This is a genomic window from Pedobacter planticolens (assembly GCF_014172375.1).
Lineage (GTDB): Bacteria > Bacteroidota > Bacteroidia > Sphingobacteriales > Sphingobacteriaceae > Pedobacter > Pedobacter planticolens.
Window position 1 is genome coordinate 1367903 of the sequence record NZ_WNXD01000002.1, and the last position, 19845, is coordinate 1387747.

Sequence of the window (19845 nt, forward strand, 5' to 3'; positions counted from 1 at the left end):
TTCAGTTTACAAGTTAAGTGCAAATAATTGCCTAAGCAATACCTAATTGTGGGTATAGTGAGAATAAACTAAGCAAAATCATTTCAAAAAAATATTTTCAAATTCTACTTGCATACTAAATTCTTTATACATAAATTTGTTATGCAAGCATAGTAATTAATGAAGCAGAAAGAAACAGTAGATTATTTTTTAAAGGTGGTTTGGCAAAACGTTTCCAACACCTACAACCAAATTGCAGGTGGTTTTGGTATTACGCAAGCCATAGGTTATGTACTCATTAATATTGAAGCAGAAGGAACAGCCGTTTCTGCTTTGGCGGCTTTGCTTGGTGTTAAAGCTACGAGTTTATCTAGAATGTTAAATAATATGGAAGAGCTGGGTTTAATTTACCGCGAAACTTCTACTGGAGATAAACGTTCTGTAAAAGTTTTTTTAACTCCTTTTGGGATAGAAAAAAGAAAATTAGCAAGTAATGTCGTTATTAAGTTTAATGAATATTTAAATGATAAACTTAGCGTAAAAGAAAAAGAACAACTGATTTCAACCTTAGATAAAGTAAACCAATTAACCTTGGCTTACGCCCCTACAAAAGATCATGATGAAAAGAATAAATAAAGTAGTAGTATTAGGTTCGGGCATTATGGGTTCCCGTATTGCCTGCCACTTCGCCAATATTGGTGTAGAGGTTTTGCTTTTAGATATTGCTCCAAAAGAACTAAGTGTCGAAGAACAGGCAAAAGGATTGGTTTTAACTCATCCAACAGTTAAAAACCGTATTGTGAATACGGCTTTACAAACTGCTGTTAAAACCAATCCATCGCCAATTTATTCGCAAAGTGTTTTAAAAAGAATTAGCACGGGTAACTTTGAAGATGATATGTCTAAAATTGCTAATTACGACTGGATAATTGAGGTTGTAGTTGAAAATTTAGGTATCAAACAAAAGGTATTTGAGCAAGTAGAACAATTCCGTAAGCCAGGTACATTGGTTACGTCTAACACTTCGGGTATTCCAATTCACATGATGGCGGAAGGAAGAAGCGATGATTTTAAAGCGAACTTCTGTGGAACGCACTTTTTTAATCCACCACGCTATTTAAGATTATTGGAAATTATTCCAACCCCACATACCAAACCAGAATTGGTAGATTTTCTAATGCATTATGGCGATAAGTTTTTAGGTAAAACTACTGTTTTATGTAAGGATACGCCTGCGTTTATTGCCAACAGAGTTGGAGTTTATTCTATTATGTCTTTATTGCACTTGGTAGAAAAAATGGATTTAACGGTTGAGGAAGTAGATAAATTTACTGGTCCGGCTTTGGGTAGGCCAAAATCTGCAACTTTCCGTACAACTGATGTGGTTGGTTTAGATACCATGATTAAAGTATCAAAAGGGTTGTATGATAACTGTCCTGATGATAAAGCTCACGATTTGTTTAAACTTCCTGAATATGTTCAGAAAATGGAAGCTAACAATTGGTTGGGCGATAAAACCAAACAAGGTTTTTATAAAAAGACAAAATCTGCCGAAGGCAAAACAGAAATTTTAGCGCTTGATTTAAAAACGCTAGAATATCGTCCGCAACAAAAAGTTAAATCGGCGACTTTAGAAATGACTAAAACCATTGAAAAAGTTGCAGATAGAATGAAAATTTTCGCAACTGGAAAAGATAAAGCTGCTGAATTATTCAGGGCTTCTTTCTTTGGCTTGTTCGAATATGTTTCAGATCGTATTCCAGAAATTTCTGATGAATTGTATCGCATTGATGATGCAATGCGTGCGGGTTTTGGCTGGGATTTAGGTCCGTTTGAAGTTTGGGATGCAGTTGGTATTTCAGCTTCGCTAGATGGAATGAAACAATATGGTCATACACCAGCAGCTTGGGTAACCGAAATGTTAGCGGCTGGACATACTTCATTCTATAAGGTAGAAGATGGCATTAAAAAATATTACGACATCCCATCTAAAAGCTACAAAGCAATTCCAGGAGCTGATGAATTTATCATTCTTGATAATTTAAGAGCTAATAAAGTGCTTTGGAAAAATGGTGGTGCTTCAATCATAGATTTGGGTGATGGAATTTTGAATGTTGAATTCCACTCTAAAATGAATACAATTGGTGGAGATACTTTATCAGCTATAAATAAAGCAATTGACATGGCAGAGAAGGATTATCGCGGTGTTGTAATTGGAAACGATGGTGCAAACTTCTCGGCTGGTGCCAACGTAGGAATGATTTTTATGATGGCAGTTGAACAAGAATGGGAAGAGCTGAATATGGCTGTTCGCTTGTTCCAAAATACTTCGATGCGCATTCGTTACTCATCCATTCCGGTTGTGGTAGCTCCTCATAATTTAACTTTAGGCGGTGGTTGCGAGTTTAGTTTACACGCCGATTTCGTTCAGCTTAATGCAGAAACTTATATGGGTTTGGTTGAGTTTGGAGTAGGCGTTATTCCGGGTGGTGGTGGAAGTAAAGAGTTTGCATTGCGAGCATCTGATGAATACAAAGCCGATCAAATTGTACAAAACACCATGAAAGATCGCTTTTTAACTATCGGGATGGCAAAAGTTTCTACTTCTGCAGTTGAGGCATTTGAATTAGGGTATTTGCAAAAAGATAAATATGCCATTAGTATGAACAGAAGCCGTTTAATAGCCGATGCAAAAGCAAAAGCAATTGAATTGGCGGATGCTGGTTACACCAAACCGGTTCAACGCAAGGATATTAAAGTTTTAGGTAAACAGGGTTTAGGAATTGTTTATGCTGGTGCAAATACGATGTATTCTGGTAATTACATTTCTGAACACGATAAAAAAATCTCTGAAAAGTTAGGTTGGGTAATGTGTGGTGGAGATTTATCATCGCCTACAGAAGTTACCGAACAATACCTTTTGGATTTAGAAAGAGAAGCATTTTTGTCGCTTTGTGGAGAACGTAAAACGCTAGAAAGAATACAATCGATAGTTACAAAAGGAAAACCTTTGAGAAACTAGAGGTAATTAGTATTTAGATGTTAGTATTTAGAAATGCATAAGTATAAAGAATTGAAAGTTTGGCAAAGGTCAATTGAGCTAGTAACAGAAATTTATACTGTTACAGCTAAATTTCCAGATAAGGAAAGATTTGGATTGATTAGCCAAATAAACAGAGCCTCTGTTTCAATTCCCTCTAATATTGCAGAAGGTACAGGTAGAAATTCAACAAAGGAATTTTTATATTTTCTATCTATTGCACACGCTTCTTCATACGAAACAGAAACACAATTAATTATCTCTAAAAATTTAAATTATTTAACCATAACTGAGTTAGATGTATTAACAGAAAAGCTAAATGAATGGCAAAAGATGAGTTACTCATTTCAGGCTAAGCTACGGACCTCTCTAAATACTAATATCTAACTACTATATACTAAAAAATGGAAGCATATATAATAGCAGGACTTAGAACAGCGGTAGGCAAAGCACCACGAGGTGTATTTCGTTTTACAAGGGCTGATGAATTGGCGGCAAATGTAATTAGAGAGTTAGTGGCTTCGGTTCCGAATTTGGATACAGAACAAATTGACGATGTAATTGTAGGGAATGCAACTCCGGAGGCAGAGCAAGGATTAAATATTGCTCGTATGATTTCGTTGATGGGATTGGATACTGATAAAGTTCCTGGAGTAACCATTAATCGTTATTGTGCATCAGGATTGGACACTATTGCAACGGCAGTAGCAAAAATTAAAGCTGGAATGGCAGATTGTATTGTGGCTGGTGGAGTAGAAATAATGTCGGGTATGCCATTTGGCGGATGGAAATTAGTTCCAAACCCAGAAGTTGCCAAAACAAACCCAGATTGGTACTGGGGGATGGGTTTAACTGCAGAAGCGGTTGCTAAAGAATACAATGTAAATAGAGAAGACCAAGATGAGTTTTCTTTTGACTCGCACCAAAAGGCAATTGCAGCCATTAAAAATGGACACTTAAAAGCTGGAGTTTTGCCAATTACGGTAAACGAAAACTATTTAGATGCGAATATGAAAAAGCAAACTCGTTCTTATGTAGTAGATACTGATGAAGGTCCGAGGGCAGATACAACAGTAGCAGCTTTAGCTAAATTAAAACCAGTTTTTGCAGCAAATGGTGTAATCACAGCTGGTAATTCTTCACAAACATCAGACGGTGCTGCATTTGTTTTGGTGGTTTCTGAAAAGAAAATGAAAGAATTGGGTGCTGAGCCAATTGCTCGTTTGGTAAGCTATGGTGTTGCAGGTGTGCCACCACGTATTATGGGAATTGGTCCAATTGAAGCTATTCCGAAAGCATTAAAGCAAGCGGGTTTAAAACAAGATGATATCGATTTAATTGAATTGAATGAAGCTTTTGCATCACAATCTTTAGCTATCATCAGAACTTTAGGCTTAGATCAAAGTAAAATCAACGTAAATGGTGGTGCAATAGCATTAGGTCACCCACTAGGCTGTACTGGAGCGAAATTATCGGTGCAAATCTTTAACGAATTAAAAAGACAAGAAAAAAAATACGGAATGGTTACCATGTGCGTAGGCACAGGGCAAGGAGCCGCGGGTATTTTCGAAATATTTTAAGAAATAAAGCAGGTAGCTTGAGTTTTAATCCTTGCTCCTTAATCATTAAAAAATGGAAACTACAGACAAAAAAACAATTAAAGGTGGCGAGTTCTTAATTACTGAAACCACTTACCAGGATGTATTTATTCCTGAAGAATTTGATGAAGAACAGCAAATGATTGCGCAGACTTGTCGTGATTTTTTAGCAGCAGAAATTAATCCAATTTTAGACAGGATTGATAGTCAAGAAGAAGGTTTGATGCCTGCCTTGATGGACAAAGCTGGCGAACTAGGTATTTTAGGAGTTTCAATTCCTGAAGAATTTGGTGGCTTTGGAAAAAACTTCAATACTTCAATGTTAGTTGCTGATGTTTGTGGTGCTGGTCACTCATTTGCGGTTGCCTTATCTGCGCATACAGGAATTGGTACTTTGCCAATCCTTTATTATGGTAATGACGCACAAAAATCAAAATACATCCCGAAATTAGGAGCAGGTGAGTGGAAAGCATCTTACTGTTTAACTGAACCAAACTCTGGCTCTGATGCAAACTCTGGTAAAACCAAAGCTAAGTTAACTGAAGATGGAAAACATTATGTCATCAACGGTCAAAAAATGTGGATTACCAATGGTGGTTTCGCAGATATCTTTATCGTGTTTGCAAAAATTGATGACGATAAGAATTTAACAGCTTTCATTGTTGAGAAAGATTTTGGTGGAATTACGATGAACCCAGAAGAACATAAAATGGGGATTAAAGGTTCATCAACTCGTCAGGTATTTTTTAATGATTGCCATGTGCCAGTTGAAAATATGCTTTCTGATAGAGAAAACGGATTTAAAATCGCAGTAAATATTTTAAATATTGGTCGTATAAAATTAGCTGCTGCGGCAATTGGCGGTTCAAAAGGTGTGTTGAACCTAGCTGTAAATTATTCGAACGAACGTGTTCAGTTTGATAGACCAATTTCTAAATATGGTGCAATTCGTTTTAAATTGGCAGAAATGGCGGCTAAAATTTATGCAGTAGAATCTGCAAACTACAGAGCTGGACAAAACATTGATGACGCTTATGATGAGTTGGTAGCTGGCGGAATGGATGCGAGTAAAGCAAAGCTGAAATCGACCGAACAATTTGCCGTAGAATGTGCAATTCTTAAAGTTTGGGGTTCGGAAGTATTAGATTATGTAACGGATGAAGGTGTGCAGATTTATGGTGGAATGGGCTTCTCGGCTGATGCACCAATGGATAGATCTTATCGTGATGCCCGTATCAATAGAATTTTTGAAGGCACGAATGAAATCAACAGACTGTTGACCGTTGATATGATGTTAAAGCGTGCGATGAAAGGCGAATTAGATTTGATGACACCTGCAACAGCAGTAGCAGCAGAGCTGATGTCTATTCCAGATTTTGGAGAAGAAGACACCACTTTATTTGCTGCGGAAAAGAAAATCATTCAAAATCTAAAGAAAGCTACCTTGATGGTTGCTGGTGCTGCGGTTCAAAAGTTAATGATGAGTTTATCAAAAGAACAAGAGATTTTAATGAACATCGCCGATATGGCTAGTTATGTATACATAGCCGAATCAGCTATGCTAAGAACTGAAAAATTAGTTTCATTAAAAGGAGAAGAAGCTTGTAAAGGCCAAATCGATATGATGAAAATCTATTTTGTTGAAGCAGTTGATGGTGTAAATAAAGCTGGAAAAGAAGCATTATGGGCATTTGCAGAAGGCGATGAACAAAGAATGATGTTGGTTGGTTTACGCAGATTTACCAAAATGGAGCCATTTAATGTGAAACAGGCTCGTCAGAATGTAGCGCAACAAATTATAGAAGCGAATAAATATATTTTTTAAGGTAAAAGGTTGAGGGTGTAAAGGTTTAGGGTTTGAGCATTTAGCTTAAACCCTAAACCTTTTTTGTTTGTCATTCAGAGCGTAGCGAAGAATCTCTAAGAAGCTGTCCAAATTTCATAATAATGTTCCCAGAACACCATTTTGTCGACAGCTATAGGTATTAAATTAGCATTTACCATTTTATTTATACTCGGGATCTATTCAACTAGTTTCTCTCAATGGATCACTCCTCCATCAGCTGGTTATATTCCATTGTTTCGTTTGTATAAAACCACAAATGGTAAACACCATTTAGCAAGTACGATTGAAATGCAGAATTTAACTTCAACACTAGGTGGTGGATGGATTAATGAAGGCTTGATGGTGTTTTTAAAGGAAAGTGGAACAAATCCAATTTATCGATTTTATAGCCCTTCTGGAGATAATCATTATTTTTCTACTAGTTCAGTAATTCCTGCGGGTTATATATCTGAGGGGATGATTGGTTATGGCGCCTCTGGTCCGATACCAGTAGATGCGGGAAAAAGTGTTTATCGATACTTAAGAATTAAGGGTGGTTCAGGACATTTTTATACAACCAACTATAATGAACTTGGAGGAGGGAATTCTACTTGGTCATATGAAGGAATAGCATTTTATTTATACTATTTATCAAGTTATTAATTAAATATGTTGTAACATGCATTTGTTAAATTTGGTTAAAAATTGCGCCATCGGCAATAAAAGCTTATTTTTGTGCAATTATGTTAAAAACCAAAATTTTATTAGGTCTTTTTTTAATCGTTGGGGCTTTCTCATCATGTAAAAAAGACACTTTCGATGCAGAAAAACAAGCAAAAATAGACGATGCTTTAATTGTTGATTTTATCGCAAAAAATAGTATTGTAGCGGTTAAACATAGTTCAGGTTTGTATTATCAAATAATTACACCAGGAGATGGAAATATTGTTACAACATCAAATACTGTTTCAGTTACTTATTCTGGTAAACTTTTAAATGGAACTGAATTTGATTCATCGACAACTTCTTTTTCTTTGTCTGGTAATTTAATTCAGGGGTGGAAAATTGGTGTACCCTTAATAAAAAAAGGTGGGAAGATTAGATTGATTATCCCATCAGCTTTAGCTTATGGTAATACATCTCCTGGAGCAGGAATTCCAAAAAATGCAGTTTTAGATTTCACAATTGACTTAATCAATGCACAATAACATACAAATGCGCAAAAAACTAACTATATATTCTTTCGCCTTATTAGGCATTTTAGTGCTGCTTAATTCTTGTAAAAAAGAATATGAAACTATTGAAAGCATTGATGATGCTAAAATTCAAACTTACATTAAGCAGAATAATTTAACCATGACAAAAGATCCTTCTGGATTTTATTATCAAGTTGTTGACCAAGGAACAGGAGATATTATGTTGAATAAGGATTCTGTTCTCTATGATTTTAATATCAAATCTTTAACGGGCGTATCTTATCAAGCAAAAAACACGAACAGTAACTTTGGAAATTATTTAGGTTATATCACTCCAACACCTTATAGAATAGCATTGACTAATTTAAAAAGAGGAGGTTCTGTTAAAGTAATTTTCCCATCTTATTTAGCCTTCGGGAAAAATGGAAGTGGAAATATTCCTTCAAATGAAGTGCTCATCTCAGAAATATCTACTTATCCTCAAAAAACACAATGGCAATTGGATGATGCTAGAATAGTAGCTTTTCTGGCTGCTAAAGGGATAACAGCTACTAAAGATCCATCAAGAGTTTATTATCAAGTTTTAACACAAGGAACAGGAACAGATGTAATAGATCAAAATTCTACATTAGTTGTTAAATATACAGGAAGGTTATTAGATGGAACTGTTTTTGACTCAAGCACGGCATTTACTACTACATTAACTGGAGTGATAGCGGGTTGGGGAAAAGTCCTTCCATTATTTAAAAGTGGCGCAAAAATTAGGATATTTATTCCTTCAAACTTAGCATATGGAGCAAGTGCAACTGGTAGTATTCCTCAAAATTCCGCATTAGATTTCGATATTGAAATTGTTAGTGTAACCAACTAAACAAATCTAAAATAGTTGAAGCCATCAAGTTAAGTCTTGATGGCTTTTTTATGTCAAAATATTTTAAAATTATTGTTGCTTGTAAAGTGAATCTAAAGCATCATCTAAGTTTACATAAGCAAATTTGTAACCTGTATCTAATAGTTTTTGCACCATCGTATTGCTGCTCATTAAAGGTAAAATACTCATTTCGCCAAGTAGCGTTTTTAAAACAAATTTAGGTACGTGAACTGGCCAAATTGGCCGATTTAATTTTTGCCCAATAGTTTTAGTGAACAACTTATTTGTAACTGGAAAAGGAGCACAAGCATTATATGCTCCAACCATTTTAGTATCTTCAACTGCTTTAGTAAATATTTTTACAATATCATCTAAATGTATCCATGGCATCCATTGCTTACCATTGCCTAATGGCGCACCAACAAAAAGTTTAATTGGTTTTTCCATTGCTTGTAAGGCTCCACCTTCCTTACTTAAAATTAAGCCAATTCTAATTTTAACTACTCTAATGCCTAAGTCTACTCCTTGGTTTGTGGCGTTTTCCCATAGTACACAGCAATAAGAAAGGAAATCGGTACCACTGTCACTTTTTTCAGTTAAAACTTCATCACCTCTATCCCCATAAAAACCAACTGCCGATGCAGAAATAAAAGTAGTAACTGGTGCCTTTGTTTCTTGAATGGTTTTGTATAAAAGTTGAGCAGACATCACTCGACTATCAATAATTTCTTGTTTACGTTTGTCTGTCCATTTTTTATCGGCAATGCCTTCTCCCGCTAAATTTATAATGGTGTCTATTCCTTTTAGTGCACTTGCATCTATGGTTTGATTGTAAATATCCCACAAAAATACTTTAGCATCTTTTATACTAATTTCTTTCCTCGATAAAACAGAAATCGTATGACCTTTAGCCTGTAAAGCGGGAATAAGTTGCCGTCCAATTAAACCACTTGCACCCGTAATTAGAATATTTTTCGCCATAATTAATAAACGGTTGAATTAGCTCGTTGGTTTTGACAATATAGTAATTCAACCGTAAAGAAAATTGATCAAATTAATTGGACCCACATTAATATAGGTAATTTGTTTAGCTGATCGGAAAGAAAGAAAATAACGATTTAATCTTGGCAAGTTATTTACCAATGCAGAATAAAAGTCTTAATTCTCGCTCTTTCTCCTACATTCCTTCCAGACACGTTCTAGAAAATGTGGTTTGAGAAGAGCAAACATAGGGGGGACCTTGAACAACACTAGAACAACATAACTTTTATACTGACATCTTGAGACATTTTCAGAAATTTCAGGACATTAAATCTGGTTCGAGAGGAAACGCCAACAATATGTTATCAGTATGTAAAAAATAGAATGTTTAAACGTGTAATTGCAACAAATTGTGCAAATTGCGAACCAATATAAATGGCTACGGATATGAGCAAAAGGATTTTAGTTTGGTTTAGGAATGATTTACGCTTGCATGATAATGAAATGCTGGTAGAAGCCATTGCCAAATCTGATGAAATCTTACCTGTTTATTGTTTTGATCCTCGTCAATTTGAACTTACACGCTACCACAGTATTAAAACTGGAGCAACTCGAGCTCAATTCTTAATAGAGAGCGTTGCAGCTTTACGTCAATCATTTCAAGAACTTGGTGGTGATATTTTAATCCTAAAAGGAAAACCTGAAGAATTTTTACCAGATCTAGTTAGTCAGTATGAACTTGCAGAAGTTTATCATCACCGTGAAGTGGCGAGTGAAGAAACTGCGATTTCTACTCATGTAGAAGATTTGCTGTGGAAACAGCGAGTAAATTTGAAACATTTTATTGGTCACACGCTTTACAATAAAGAAGATTTACCTTTCCCAGTTAAGGATATACCTGATGTATTTACTCAGTTTAAAAAGAAAACTGAACGTGATGCTATAGTTAAACCTTGTTTTTTAACACCAGATAAAATCGACTTTGTTAGCGTTGCAGATTGGGGTGTTTTACCCGAGTTGAATGAGCTTGTGGTAAATGAAGATTTAGATGGTTTAGCGCAAAACACTGATTTTAAAGGTGGAGAACAGGAAGCCTTTAAGCATTTACATGATTTTTTGCATACAGGAGAAGACATGGCTTTGGCAAATGCATCCTTAAAAAAGAATGAAATTGTTTCTAAACTTTCGCCTTGGCTTGCTTTGGGTTGCTTATCACCTCGTGAGGTTTATTGGAAGATGAAAGAAGCCGAAGCTAATTATGGCTTGAAACCTTATTTTTATCAGATTGTACTTGGACTTTTATGGCGTGATTATTATCGTTTTATGTTTAAAAAACATGGTAATACCTTTTTCAAGCCAGAAGGTTTTGCAAAGGATGCTAATGTAATTACACTGGCGGATAGTAATTTACTGCACTCATGGAAAACAGGAAATACTGGTCATCCTTTGGTTGATGCGATAATGCATGAATTAAATGCAACAGGTTATATTAATAGCGCATCACGACAATTAGTAGCAACTTATTTAATTTACGAGTTAAAAGTAAATTGGGTTATGGGAGCCGCTTATTTAGAAGAAAAACTAATTGATTATTGTCCGGCAAGTAATTGGGGTAACTGGGCAACTGTTGCAGGTGTAGGTAACGATCAACGCTTAACAACTAGTTTCGATTTCGAAAAACAACTAAAAATTGTAGACCCGAAAGGGGTTTATGCTCAGAGTGTAAGAGCTTAAGTTATTTTTTGTTAATCTTCCATCAATTTTTATTGATTTTATTGTTAAGATTGTTGTCATTTCTTAAGGTAAAATCCTAATTTTGCAATACTTATCGTAAAAACACACAATGGATAACTTATCTTATCTCAATGGCGCCAACGCCGAATATATCGAGTCCTTATATCAAAGCTATAAAGAAGACAGAAATTCGGTAGAATTTGGATGGCAGAAATTTTTTGAAGGCTTTGATTTTGGAAGAGGCGCAGAGGCTACTCACGTAAGCAATGAAGCTCCGGAACATTTTTTGAAAGAAATTAATGTTTTAAATCTAATTAATGGATACCGTCAACGTGGGCATTTGTTTACTAAAACAAATCCTGTAAGAGAAAGGCGTAAACATTTACCAACTTTAGCTATAGAAAACTTTGGTTTGGCACAAGCTGACCTTGATACAGTATTTAATTCTGCTATCGAAACTGGTATTGGTGCACCAGCAAAACTAAGTGATATTGTTGCTTTCTTAGAACAAACCTACTGCGTTTCTATTGGCGCAGAATACTTATATGTACGTGATCCAGAAATTTTGCAATGGATTCAAACCAAAATGGAAAATGAGCGCAATACACCTAAGTTTTCTATTGAGGAAAAAAAACGCATCCTTACTAAATTAAATGAAGCAGTAAGTTTTGAGAATTTTTTGGGCACCAAATTTTTGGGACAAAAACGTTTCTCATTAGAAGGAGCTGAAGCATTAATACCTGCACTAGATTCTGTAATTGAAAAAGGTGCAGAGCTAGGTATCGAGGAATTTGTAATTGGAATGGCGCATCGTGGGCGTTTAAACGTGTTGGCAAACATTATGCAAAAAACCTATAAGGATATTTTTGCAGAGTTTGAAGGCAAAGGGTATAGTGCAGAATCTCCTTTTGGTGGCGATGTGAAATACCACTTAGGTTACTCTACCGACGTTACCACAACACATAGCGGCAAAAGTGTTCACTTGAGTTTATGCCCAAACCCATCGCATTTAGAAACTGTAAATGGTGTGGTTGAGGGAATGTCTCGTTCTAAAATAGATTTCAAATACGCAGGAGATAATAGCCGTTTGGCACCTATATTAATACATGGCGATGCCTCTGTGGCAGGTCAAGGCATTGTATACGAAGTAATACAAATGGCAGGTTTGGAAGGTTATAAAACTGGTGGAACTATTCACTTGGTAATTAACAATCAAATCGGATTTACTACAAATTACAAAGATGCTCGTTCAAGTACCTATTGTACAGATATTGCTAAAGTTACTTTATCACCAGTTTTCCATGTAAATGGAGATGATGTTGAAGCTTTAGTTTACGCTATTAATTTAGCGATGGAATATCGTCAGAAATATAAAAATGATGTGTTTATTGATATTTTATGCTACCGCAGATTTGGACACAACGAAGCGGATGAGCCGAAATTCACTCAGCCATTATTATACAAAGCGATAGAAAAACATGCAAATCCGCGTGATATTTATATCGATAAATTAACGAAAACAGGTGAGTTAGAAGCTGGTTTAGCTAAAGAAATGGAGAAACAATTTAAAGGCCTTTTGCAAGAGCGTTTAAATGAAGCTAAAGAAATTACATCAACTTATCATGATGTTAAGTTTGGTGGAGCATGGGCAGATATGCGTATCGCGACAGCTAAAGATTTCGAGGTATCTCCAAATACAGCGGTTAAAAAAGCAACTTTCTTAGAGGTTGCTAAACGTATTTCTACTTTACCTGCAGATAAAAAGTTCTTCAAAAAGATTGAAAAATTATTTGATGAACGCCAAAAAATGGCAACAACCACTCATGTATTTGATTGGGCAATGGGCGAACAATTAGCTTACGGAACTTTATTGGCCGAAGGTAAACGTGTTCGTTTAAGCGGGCAAGATGTTAAACGTGGAACATTCTCTCATCGCCATGCGGTATTAACTTTAGAAGATAGTGAAGAAGAATACACTCCACTAGAACATGTTTCTGATCAACAAGCAGCTTTTGATATTTACAATTCGCATTTATCAGAATACGGTGTTTTAGGTTTTGAGTATGGTTATGCTATGGCAAACCCTAATGCATTAACAATTTGGGAAGCACAATTTGGAGATTTCTTTAACGGAGCTCAAATTGTAGTTGACCAATATGTTGCAAGTGCAGAAACGAAATGGCAAAGAGAAAACGGTTTGGTAATGTTGTTGCCACATGGGTATGAAGGACAAGGACCAGAGCATTCATCTGCAAGGATTGAGCGTTTTATGGAACTTTGTGCAGATTACAACATGCAAGTAACTAATTGTACTACTCCTGCAAACTTCTTCCATGCCATACGCCGTCAGTTTAAACGCGATTTCCGTAAGCCATTAGTGGTGTTTACACCTAAAAGTTTACTCCGTCATCCGCTTTGCGTAAGCCCGCTTGCAGATTTTACTGATGGTAAATTTAAAGAGGTAATAGATGATGCAAATGTAAAACCTGCCGATGTAAAACGTGTAGTATTTTGCAGTGGTAAAATCTATTATGAAATGTTGGAAACACAAAAGGCAAATACAAAAGGTGATGTTGCTTTGGTACGTGTGGAACAATTGTATCCAACTCCTGTTGACCAAATGGAAGCGGTTTACAAACGTTATAAAAATGCTACCGATGCAGTTTGGGTACAAGAAGAACCTGAAAACATGGGTGCTTGGCCTTACTTATTGCGCAGATTAAGAAAAACTTCATTTAACCAAATGGATGTAATTTCGAGAAAAGAAAGTAGCAGTACTGCAACTGGTTATGCTAAACAACATGCTAACCAACAGGCTTATATTATTGCAACTGCTTTTGATGTTAAAGTAACTGAAAAGGTGAAAGAGATTGTGGCTAAGGCTTCGAAGAAATTAGTAAATATAGATTAGATGATAGTCCATGGACTATCGTCTATAGACCATTAACCTGAATAAAAAAACAGATATTTAAATATTATGGGTTTAGAAATAAAAGTTCCGCCAGTTGGCGAATCGATTACAGAAGTAGTTTTATCGCGTTGGGTTAAAAACGACGGAGATTTTGTTGAAATGGACGAAATCATTGCTGAGTTAGAATCTGATAAAGCTACGTTTGAGCTAACTGCTGAAAAAGCGGGAACTTTAAAAATTGTAGCTGCTGAAGGCGATACCTTGCCAATTGGTGCAGTAGTTTGTTCTATTGAAGAGGGTGGCGCAGCAGCTCCCGCTAAAGAAGCAGCAAAAGCTGAAGCTCCGGTGGTTGCTGATAAAGTAGCTGCTCCAGTTGCAGAAAAAGCTGGTGACAGCTATGCTAGTGGAACACCATCGCCTGCGGCTGGAAAAATTTTAGCTGAAAAAGGTGTTGATGCTGGTGCGGTAAAAGGTACAGGTGTTGATGGCAGAATTACGAAGGAAGACGCTATTAAAGCGGAAACTCCAAAAGCTGCAAGCCCTAAAGTTGAGGCGCCAAAAGCTGCTCCAGTTGTAGCAGGAGCTAGAAATGAACGCAGAGAAAAAATGTCGCCATTGCGTAAAACAGTGGCAAAACGTTTAGTAACTGTGAAAAATGAAACGGCTATGTTAACCACTTTTAATGAGGTGAACATGAAGCCAATAATGGATTTAAGAGCTAAATATAAAGATCAGTTTAAAGAGAAATTCGGTGTAGGCTTAGGCTTTATGAGTTTCTTTACTAAAGCGGTTTGCGAAGCAGCTAAAGATTTTCCAGCAGTAAATGCTCGTATAGAAGGTGAAGAAGTTGTTTATAATGATTTCGTAGATGTTTCTATTGCGGTTTCTGCACCTAAAGGTTTGGTTGTGCCAATTATTAGAAATGCAGAAAGCATGACCTTAGCACAGATTGAAAAAACTGTGATTGAGTTGGCTACTAAAGCAAGAGATAGCAAATTGACGATTGATGAAATGACAGGTGGAACATTTACCATCACCAATGGTGGAGTATTTGGTTCGATGATGTCTACACCGATTATTAATGCACCACAATCGGCTATTTTAGGAATGCACAACATTATTGAGCGCCCAATTGCAGAGAATAAAGAAGTTGTTATTCGCCCAATGATGTACGTTGCTTTATCTTACGATCATAGAATTATTGATGGTCGCGAATCGGTAGGTTTCTTGGTAAGAGTTAAACAATTATTAGAAGATCCTGCTCGTTTATTATTAGGCGTATAATTTTTCCTACAAGGATAACTCCTTTGGAGAAATAACATATTTAGCCCTAATGCTTACACATTGGGGCTTTTTTTTGAACTTTATTCTAAAATATTTAATGAAAAAATTAGCACTAAGCTTATTGCTTTTTATGGCAATTGGAACCATCTCTGCACAAACCAACATTCAAAATTCTGGTTGGTTAGGTTTGTTTAATAGTACTAAATTTAATGAAAAATGGGGGTTCGCCTTTGATGCTCAGTTTCGCAGTTCAGATAATTGGGAATACGTTAGAAATGTTTTAATTAGACCAGGCATAACTTATTACATTAACAATAAAAATAATGTAACAGCTGGTTATTTATATACAACTACTTATAACAAATTAGTAGGAACTTCAAATAATACGTTAACAGAGCATAGAGCTTGGGAACAATATGTGCTATCTCACAAATTAAGATCAAGTTTTGTTAGTCATAGGTTTAGGTTAGAGCAACGCTTTATAGAACAGGCCAATGGCGATGAAATTTTTGCTCAACGTTTTCGCTATTTTGTTAGATTAATACAACCATTGCAAGGAAATGTAGATGTGTTTAATGAAGGTGCTTTTGTTGCTTTACAGAATGAGGTTTTCTTCAATATCCAAAATAAGGAGAAGTTAAATAATAGCCTGTTTGACCAAAATAGATTTTACATTGCTGGTGGTTATCGTTTTTCTAAAAAGGTTGATATCGAAGCTGGTTATTTAAATCAATATACCAATGGCATAGCGAGAAACACATCAAACCGTGTTGCCCAATTGGCTTTATACACTAGGTTTTAATTTATTTAAAGTCATATTTATTGTTGTGAATGTTATAATGTGTTAAATAGGACAAAGAAAAGGTGCTTTTTACTCATTTTTGGAGTATGAAGAAATCTTCCATTATGATATTTGCATTGCTGTTTGGCAAAAAGGTAACTGCACAAGAAATTATCCCTAAAACCATTACTCAGCCTAAAATTGCCAAGAGCTTATTTTCTAAAGATATTAAAAGGAATTTTTCTAGACAGGGTGAATGGTTTTTTCATTGGGGTTGGAATTTTTCTTGGTATGATACTAGTAATTTGAACTTTAAAGGACCAGGTTACAACTTTACACTGAAAAATATTACAGCTAAGGATAGACCATCTAAATTATCTACAGATTATATCAATCCGCTGGAACTAACTACACCGCAATTTAATTTTCGGTTTGGTTTCTTTATTAAAGATAACTATAGTATTTCATTAGGATGGGATCATATGAAATATGTAATGGATATTCCGCAAACAGTAAAGGTAGATGGATATATTAATTCGACTATTTCTAATCCAGCAATACCAACAGGTGCTTATGCGGGGGTTTATAACAATACACCATTAACTGTTAAAGCTGATATGCTAAAGTTTGAACATACGGATGGTTTTAACTACGTAAGTACAGAATTAGAACGATATGATGATATTTGGGTAGCCAAATCACAAAAGAACATGCTGACGATGGAAACTGGTGTTGGAGTTGGTTTAATGATACCAAGAACGGATGTGCGTTTATTTGGTGTTGGCGAAAATAACTTTTGGAATATTGCTGGTTATGGTATTTCTGCAAAAGCAGGATTAAAATTTCACTTCACTAGAAAGTTCTATATTCAAAATACAACAAAGGTTGGTTATACGGATTTATCGGCTATTCATACTACCGGAAGAAATGATATTGATAAAGCTAGCCAAACGATTAGGTATTTAGAGAACTTTACAGCGTTGGGATTTCAGTTTTAAGAGGGTCACCTTTACGTCATTAGCTATTGGTCACTGAAATTATTTAAACCTGTGATTAATGTTTTAAAGATTTCTCCTTGTGAAGAACTTGTTCGAAATGACGTGAACTACAGTAACAAAAAAGCTCCCCAGTTTTTGTAACTGAAGAGCTTAGCTTTCGTGTGTGTTAAAAGCGTTTATATTTTGCGTACTCGGCCAGAGCCTATTACTGTTTTATCTACAGTTGCGTTGCCACTATAATTTACACTGCCCGATCCACTTATTACAGCATTAATTTTGCTGCTTGCATTTACATTTACGCTACCCGAACCGCTAATGGTGGTTGAAAGCGTGCCTACAGAAAATCCATTTTTAGTTAATGAACCTGAGCCGCTAATGGTAATGTTTGCTCTATCGGCACTGCCAGAAATATTTAAGTTTCCTGATCCGCTAATCACGCCATTAAAATTATCTACATCTATATTGGCTAAAATACTGCCCGATCCACTTAGGGTTGCTGCAAAACCTGCTCCTTTTACTGCTCCAGTTAGGCTCATTTTACCCGACCCACTCATGGTTAAGCTTTTAATTGTTTTTGCGCTAACGTAAGCTGTAATTTTTTTGTTTTCGTATTTGTGGCTCCAACTTGTCCAGCTTGTCTGTGGTCTGATGATTAAAACGTTGCCTTTTACTTCTGCAATTAAGGTTGCAATTGCATCTGCATCGCCTTCAAATCTTAATCCTTCTGTGCTACCTAAAGTAACTACTACGTTTATTGGCCCACCAGCGGCAACTCCATTAAAGTTTTTTACTTCTCTATCTTGTTTTGTGAATTTAGATAACCCAATAACGATTGGGTAGGTTGCCAAAACAGGTTGTAGGCTTATTGTGGCTAATGCCAAAATGAAGCCGAATGTGATGAATAGTTTTTTCATGTTTTAGAGGTTTTTCTTATTAGACGTTAGTTGTTAGTGAAACGTTGCATCTGATGGTAAGAAAATTCTTTTTACCCTGCTTTTTTAATGTTTACGTAAAAGTTAGGCTCTGTTTTAAAGTTATCCATGTTTACTGATGCATCAATTTTAATAGTTTTCCAATCGTTGGTTGGTTTAATTAATGTATAACTATCTGCTTTTAGCGAAACTTTTACTGGCATATCGAAACCTTTTACTTCGGTTATCCAACGGTAAGATAATACGCCATTATTAATTTTATATTCCAATACTGGGATTTTTGAATAACGCAGATATTGATCAAACACCTTATCTAATTTTAATCCGCTTTGCGTAGCAATGTAATTTTCTACTTGTGCAGATGTTACGGTTTTATGGTAGTAAACCTTGTTCAAACCTCTTAAAATGCTTCTAAACTTTTCATCGTTATTTATTAGTTGGCGGATGGTATGGATCATATTTGCACCTTTATAATACATATCGCCACTGCCTTCTTTATTTACATTGTATGCACCGATAATTGGTTCTCTGTTTCCAATTTTTTTTCTAATGCCTATTACGTAAGCCTCTGCAGCTGCTTTTCCTTGCATTGATTCGGTAAACAAGGTTTCCGAATAATTTGTAAAACCTTCGTGTACCCACATATCGGCCAAATCTTTGGTGGTAATGTTGTTGCCAAACCATTCATGTCCGCTTTCATGTACGGTAATAAAATCCCATTTTAAACCGTATCCTGTTCCAGACAAATCGCCACCTAAATAACCTTTTTTAAATTGATTACCATAAGCAACTGCACTTTGATGTTCCATACCTAAATGTGGCGCTTGCACTAATTTATAACCATCTTTATACCAAGGATAAGGGCCAAACCAGTGCTCAAAAGATTTTAGCATTGGTTTTACATCGGCATCCCAATGTGGGCGGGCAACTGCGCTATCTTCTTTTAACGACCAAAAATCTATGGTTAACGGCCCGTTTTCGCCAGCATAAGTATCTGTCCAATGAGCGTATTTGCCAATTTGAAATGACACATCGTAATTGTTAATTGGGTTTGCCACAAACCAGTTGTGTTGTTTATAGCCATCAGGTTTATTTACCACACTACGCAAACGACCGTTTGAAACTTCATCTAAATCTTTTGGTGCAGAAATACTGATTAGCATGCTATCTACCTCATCACTTTGGTGATCTTTTGTTGGCCACCACACGCTTGCACCTAAACCTTGACAAGCTACTGAAACGAAAGGATTGCCAGATTTATCTTTCTTGAAAATAAAGCCGCCATCCCAAGGTGGGTTACGTGCAATTGGTGGATTACCATTATACCATACCGTGAAACTATCTTTACTGCCTTTTTTAATAGTTTTTGGGAAGGTGATAAATACTGCATTGAACTCGCGAGTGTACGGAATTTCAGCTCCTTTATATAGTACCTTTTCTATTTTTAAGTTGGCAAAAAGGTCGAATTGTAGTTTGGTAAAATCCTGCATAGCAGTAAATTTAAATTCATTACTGCCGCTTACCGATTTATCATCTAAATTAATTTTCACATCGAGGTGATAGTAATTAATGTCATAGCAAGTGCGTAAAGGAGTAAGCATTCCCCTTAAGGTATCTGCTCTGGTATAGGTTTCTTTAGCTACACCAAGCTGTGCTTTTGAGGTATAGCTAAGTAATAGTAGTAGAAAAATTGGAAGAACTAACTTTTTCATTGT

The 19845-nt window shown here is 35.9% G+C and carries 16 protein-coding genes; 13 read left to right on the forward strand and 3 right to left on the reverse strand.

From position 1 onward, the window contains the following. Positions 1-159: 159 nt before the first annotated feature. The 8 genes from GM921_RS14745 to GM921_RS14780 all read left to right on the forward strand — a co-directional run bounded on the left by GM921_RS14745 (position 160) and on the right by GM921_RS14780 (position 8509). On the forward strand, positions 160-615 hold the full coding sequence (locus tag GM921_RS14745) for a MarR family winged helix-turn-helix transcriptional regulator (RefSeq protein WP_182923394.1): 456 nt from the start codon (positions 160-162) through the stop codon (positions 613-615). After that, positions 596-3001 carry a 3-hydroxyacyl-CoA dehydrogenase/enoyl-CoA hydratase family protein gene (locus tag GM921_RS14750; RefSeq protein ID WP_182923395.1) on the forward strand — a complete coding sequence of 802 codons (2406 nt, stop codon included), beginning with the start codon at positions 596-598 and terminating at the stop codon, positions 2999-3001. Before GM921_RS14745 ends, GM921_RS14750 begins: the two co-directional genes overlap by 20 nt. 33 nt (positions 3002-3034) lie before the next feature. Beyond that, positions 3035-3406 (forward strand): four helix bundle protein, encoded by a 372-nt coding sequence (locus tag GM921_RS14755; protein ID WP_182923396.1) that lies wholly within the window; start codon positions 3035-3037, stop codon positions 3404-3406. Positions 3407-3423: 17 nt separating this feature from the next. After that, the gene (locus GM921_RS14760; RefSeq protein WP_182923397.1) at positions 3424-4599 is read left to right on the forward strand and encodes an acetyl-CoA C-acyltransferase; all 1176 of its coding nucleotides are present in this window, start codon (positions 3424-3426) and stop codon (positions 4597-4599) included. A 52-nt stretch (positions 4600-4651) separates the two neighbouring features. Next, positions 4652-6442 (forward strand): acyl-CoA dehydrogenase family protein, encoded by a 1791-nt coding sequence (locus GM921_RS14765; protein WP_182923398.1) that lies wholly within the window; start codon positions 4652-4654, stop codon positions 6440-6442. A gap of 141 nt (positions 6443-6583) precedes the next feature. Continuing rightward, positions 6584-7105, forward strand: a complete 522-nt coding sequence (locus tag GM921_RS14770) for a hypothetical protein (RefSeq protein ID WP_182923399.1) — start codon at positions 6584-6586, stop codon at positions 7103-7105. An 80-nt stretch (positions 7106-7185) separates the two neighbouring features. Continuing rightward, positions 7186-7650 (forward strand): FKBP-type peptidyl-prolyl cis-trans isomerase, encoded by a 465-nt coding sequence (locus GM921_RS14775; protein WP_182923400.1) that lies wholly within the window; start codon positions 7186-7188, stop codon positions 7648-7650. Positions 7651-7657: 7 nt separating this feature from the next. Then, entirely contained in the window at positions 7658-8509 is an 852-nt protein-coding gene (locus GM921_RS14780) for an FKBP-type peptidyl-prolyl cis-trans isomerase (RefSeq protein ID WP_182923401.1), read from the forward strand. 69 nt (positions 8510-8578) lie between these two features. Here GM921_RS14780 and GM921_RS14785 read toward each other — a convergent pair whose 3' ends face one another. After that, a complete protein-coding gene (locus GM921_RS14785) occupies positions 8579-9490 on the reverse strand; it encodes a TIGR01777 family oxidoreductase (protein WP_182923402.1) in 912 nt (303 codons plus the stop codon). 447 nt (positions 9491-9937) lie between these two features. On the opposite strand from GM921_RS14785, the gene GM921_RS14790 reads away from it, so the two are divergent. From GM921_RS14790 to GM921_RS14810, 5 genes are all read left to right on the forward strand, one after another. Further along, a complete protein-coding gene (locus GM921_RS14790) occupies positions 9938-11224 on the forward strand; it encodes a DASH family cryptochrome (protein WP_182923403.1) in 1287 nt (428 codons plus the stop codon). Between the two features lie 109 nt (positions 11225-11333). Further along, positions 11334-14135: a 2-oxoglutarate dehydrogenase E1 component gene (locus tag GM921_RS14795; RefSeq protein WP_182923404.1), complete on the forward strand. Its 2802-nt coding sequence runs from the start codon at positions 11334-11336 to the stop codon at positions 14133-14135. Between the two features lie 66 nt (positions 14136-14201). After that, positions 14202-15419 carry a 2-oxoglutarate dehydrogenase complex dihydrolipoyllysine-residue succinyltransferase gene (gene odhB, locus GM921_RS14800; RefSeq protein WP_182923405.1) on the forward strand — a complete coding sequence of 406 codons (1218 nt, stop codon included), beginning with the start codon at positions 14202-14204 and terminating at the stop codon, positions 15417-15419. Positions 15420-15516: 97 nt separating this feature from the next. After that, positions 15517-16221 carry a DUF2490 domain-containing protein gene (locus tag GM921_RS14805; protein WP_182923406.1) on the forward strand — a complete coding sequence of 235 codons (705 nt, stop codon included), beginning with the start codon at positions 15517-15519 and terminating at the stop codon, positions 16219-16221. A gap of 86 nt (positions 16222-16307) precedes the next feature. Continuing rightward, a complete protein-coding gene (locus GM921_RS14810; protein WP_182923407.1) occupies positions 16308-17198 on the forward strand; it encodes a hypothetical protein in 891 nt (296 codons plus the stop codon). 176 nt (positions 17199-17374) lie between these two features. Here GM921_RS14810 and GM921_RS14815 read toward each other — a convergent pair whose 3' ends face one another. Both GM921_RS14815 and GM921_RS14820 read right to left on the reverse strand, forming a co-directional pair. Next, the gene (locus tag GM921_RS14815) at positions 17375-18112 is read right to left on the reverse strand and encodes a head GIN domain-containing protein (RefSeq protein WP_182923408.1); all 738 of its coding nucleotides are present in this window, start codon (positions 18110-18112) and stop codon (positions 17375-17377) included. Positions 18113-18183: 71 nt separating this feature from the next. Further along, positions 18184-19842 (reverse strand): M1 family metallopeptidase, encoded by a 1659-nt coding sequence (locus tag GM921_RS14820; RefSeq protein WP_182923409.1) that lies wholly within the window; start codon positions 19840-19842, stop codon positions 18184-18186. Between the last annotated feature and the right edge of the window lie 3 nt (positions 19843-19845).

Excerpts from the sequence above, each read along its gene's own strand:
- odhB (WP_182923405.1), top strand. The coding sequence starts at position 14,202 with ATGGGTTTAGAAATAAAAGTTCCGCCAGTTGGCGAATCGATTACAGAA.
- GM921_RS14795 (WP_182923404.1), top strand. The coding sequence starts at position 11,334 with ATGGATAACTTATCTTATCTCAATGGCGCCAACGCCGAATATATCGAG.
- GM921_RS14745 (WP_182923394.1), top strand. The coding sequence starts at position 160 with ATGAAGCAGAAAGAAACAGTAGATTATTTTTTAAAGGTGGTTTGGCAA.
- GM921_RS14815 (WP_182923408.1), bottom strand. The coding sequence starts at position 18,112 with ATGAAAAAACTATTCATCACATTCGGCTTCATTTTGGCATTAGCCACA.
- GM921_RS14780 (WP_182923401.1), top strand. The coding sequence starts at position 7,658 with ATGCGCAAAAAACTAACTATATATTCTTTCGCCTTATTAGGCATTTTA.
- GM921_RS14755 (WP_182923396.1), top strand. The coding sequence starts at position 3,035 with ATGCATAAGTATAAAGAATTGAAAGTTTGGCAAAGGTCAATTGAGCTA.
- GM921_RS14820 (WP_182923409.1), bottom strand. The coding sequence starts at position 19,842 with ATGAAAAAGTTAGTTCTTCCAATTTTTCTACTACTATTACTTAGCTAT.
- GM921_RS14785 (WP_182923402.1), bottom strand. The coding sequence starts at position 9,490 with ATGGCGAAAAATATTCTAATTACGGGTGCAAGTGGTTTAATTGGACGG.
- GM921_RS14790 (WP_182923403.1), top strand. The coding sequence starts at position 9,938 with ATGAGCAAAAGGATTTTAGTTTGGTTTAGGAATGATTTACGCTTGCAT.
- GM921_RS14810 (WP_182923407.1), top strand. The coding sequence starts at position 16,308 with ATGAAGAAATCTTCCATTATGATATTTGCATTGCTGTTTGGCAAAAAG.
- GM921_RS14765 (WP_182923398.1), top strand. The coding sequence starts at position 4,652 with ATGGAAACTACAGACAAAAAAACAATTAAAGGTGGCGAGTTCTTAATT.
- GM921_RS14775 (WP_182923400.1), top strand. The coding sequence starts at position 7,186 with ATGTTAAAAACCAAAATTTTATTAGGTCTTTTTTTAATCGTTGGGGCT.
- GM921_RS14760 (WP_182923397.1), top strand. The coding sequence starts at position 3,424 with ATGGAAGCATATATAATAGCAGGACTTAGAACAGCGGTAGGCAAAGCA.
- GM921_RS14805 (WP_182923406.1), top strand. The coding sequence starts at position 15,517 with ATGAAAAAATTAGCACTAAGCTTATTGCTTTTTATGGCAATTGGAACC.
- GM921_RS14750 (WP_182923395.1), top strand. The coding sequence starts at position 596 with ATGATGAAAAGAATAAATAAAGTAGTAGTATTAGGTTCGGGCATTATG.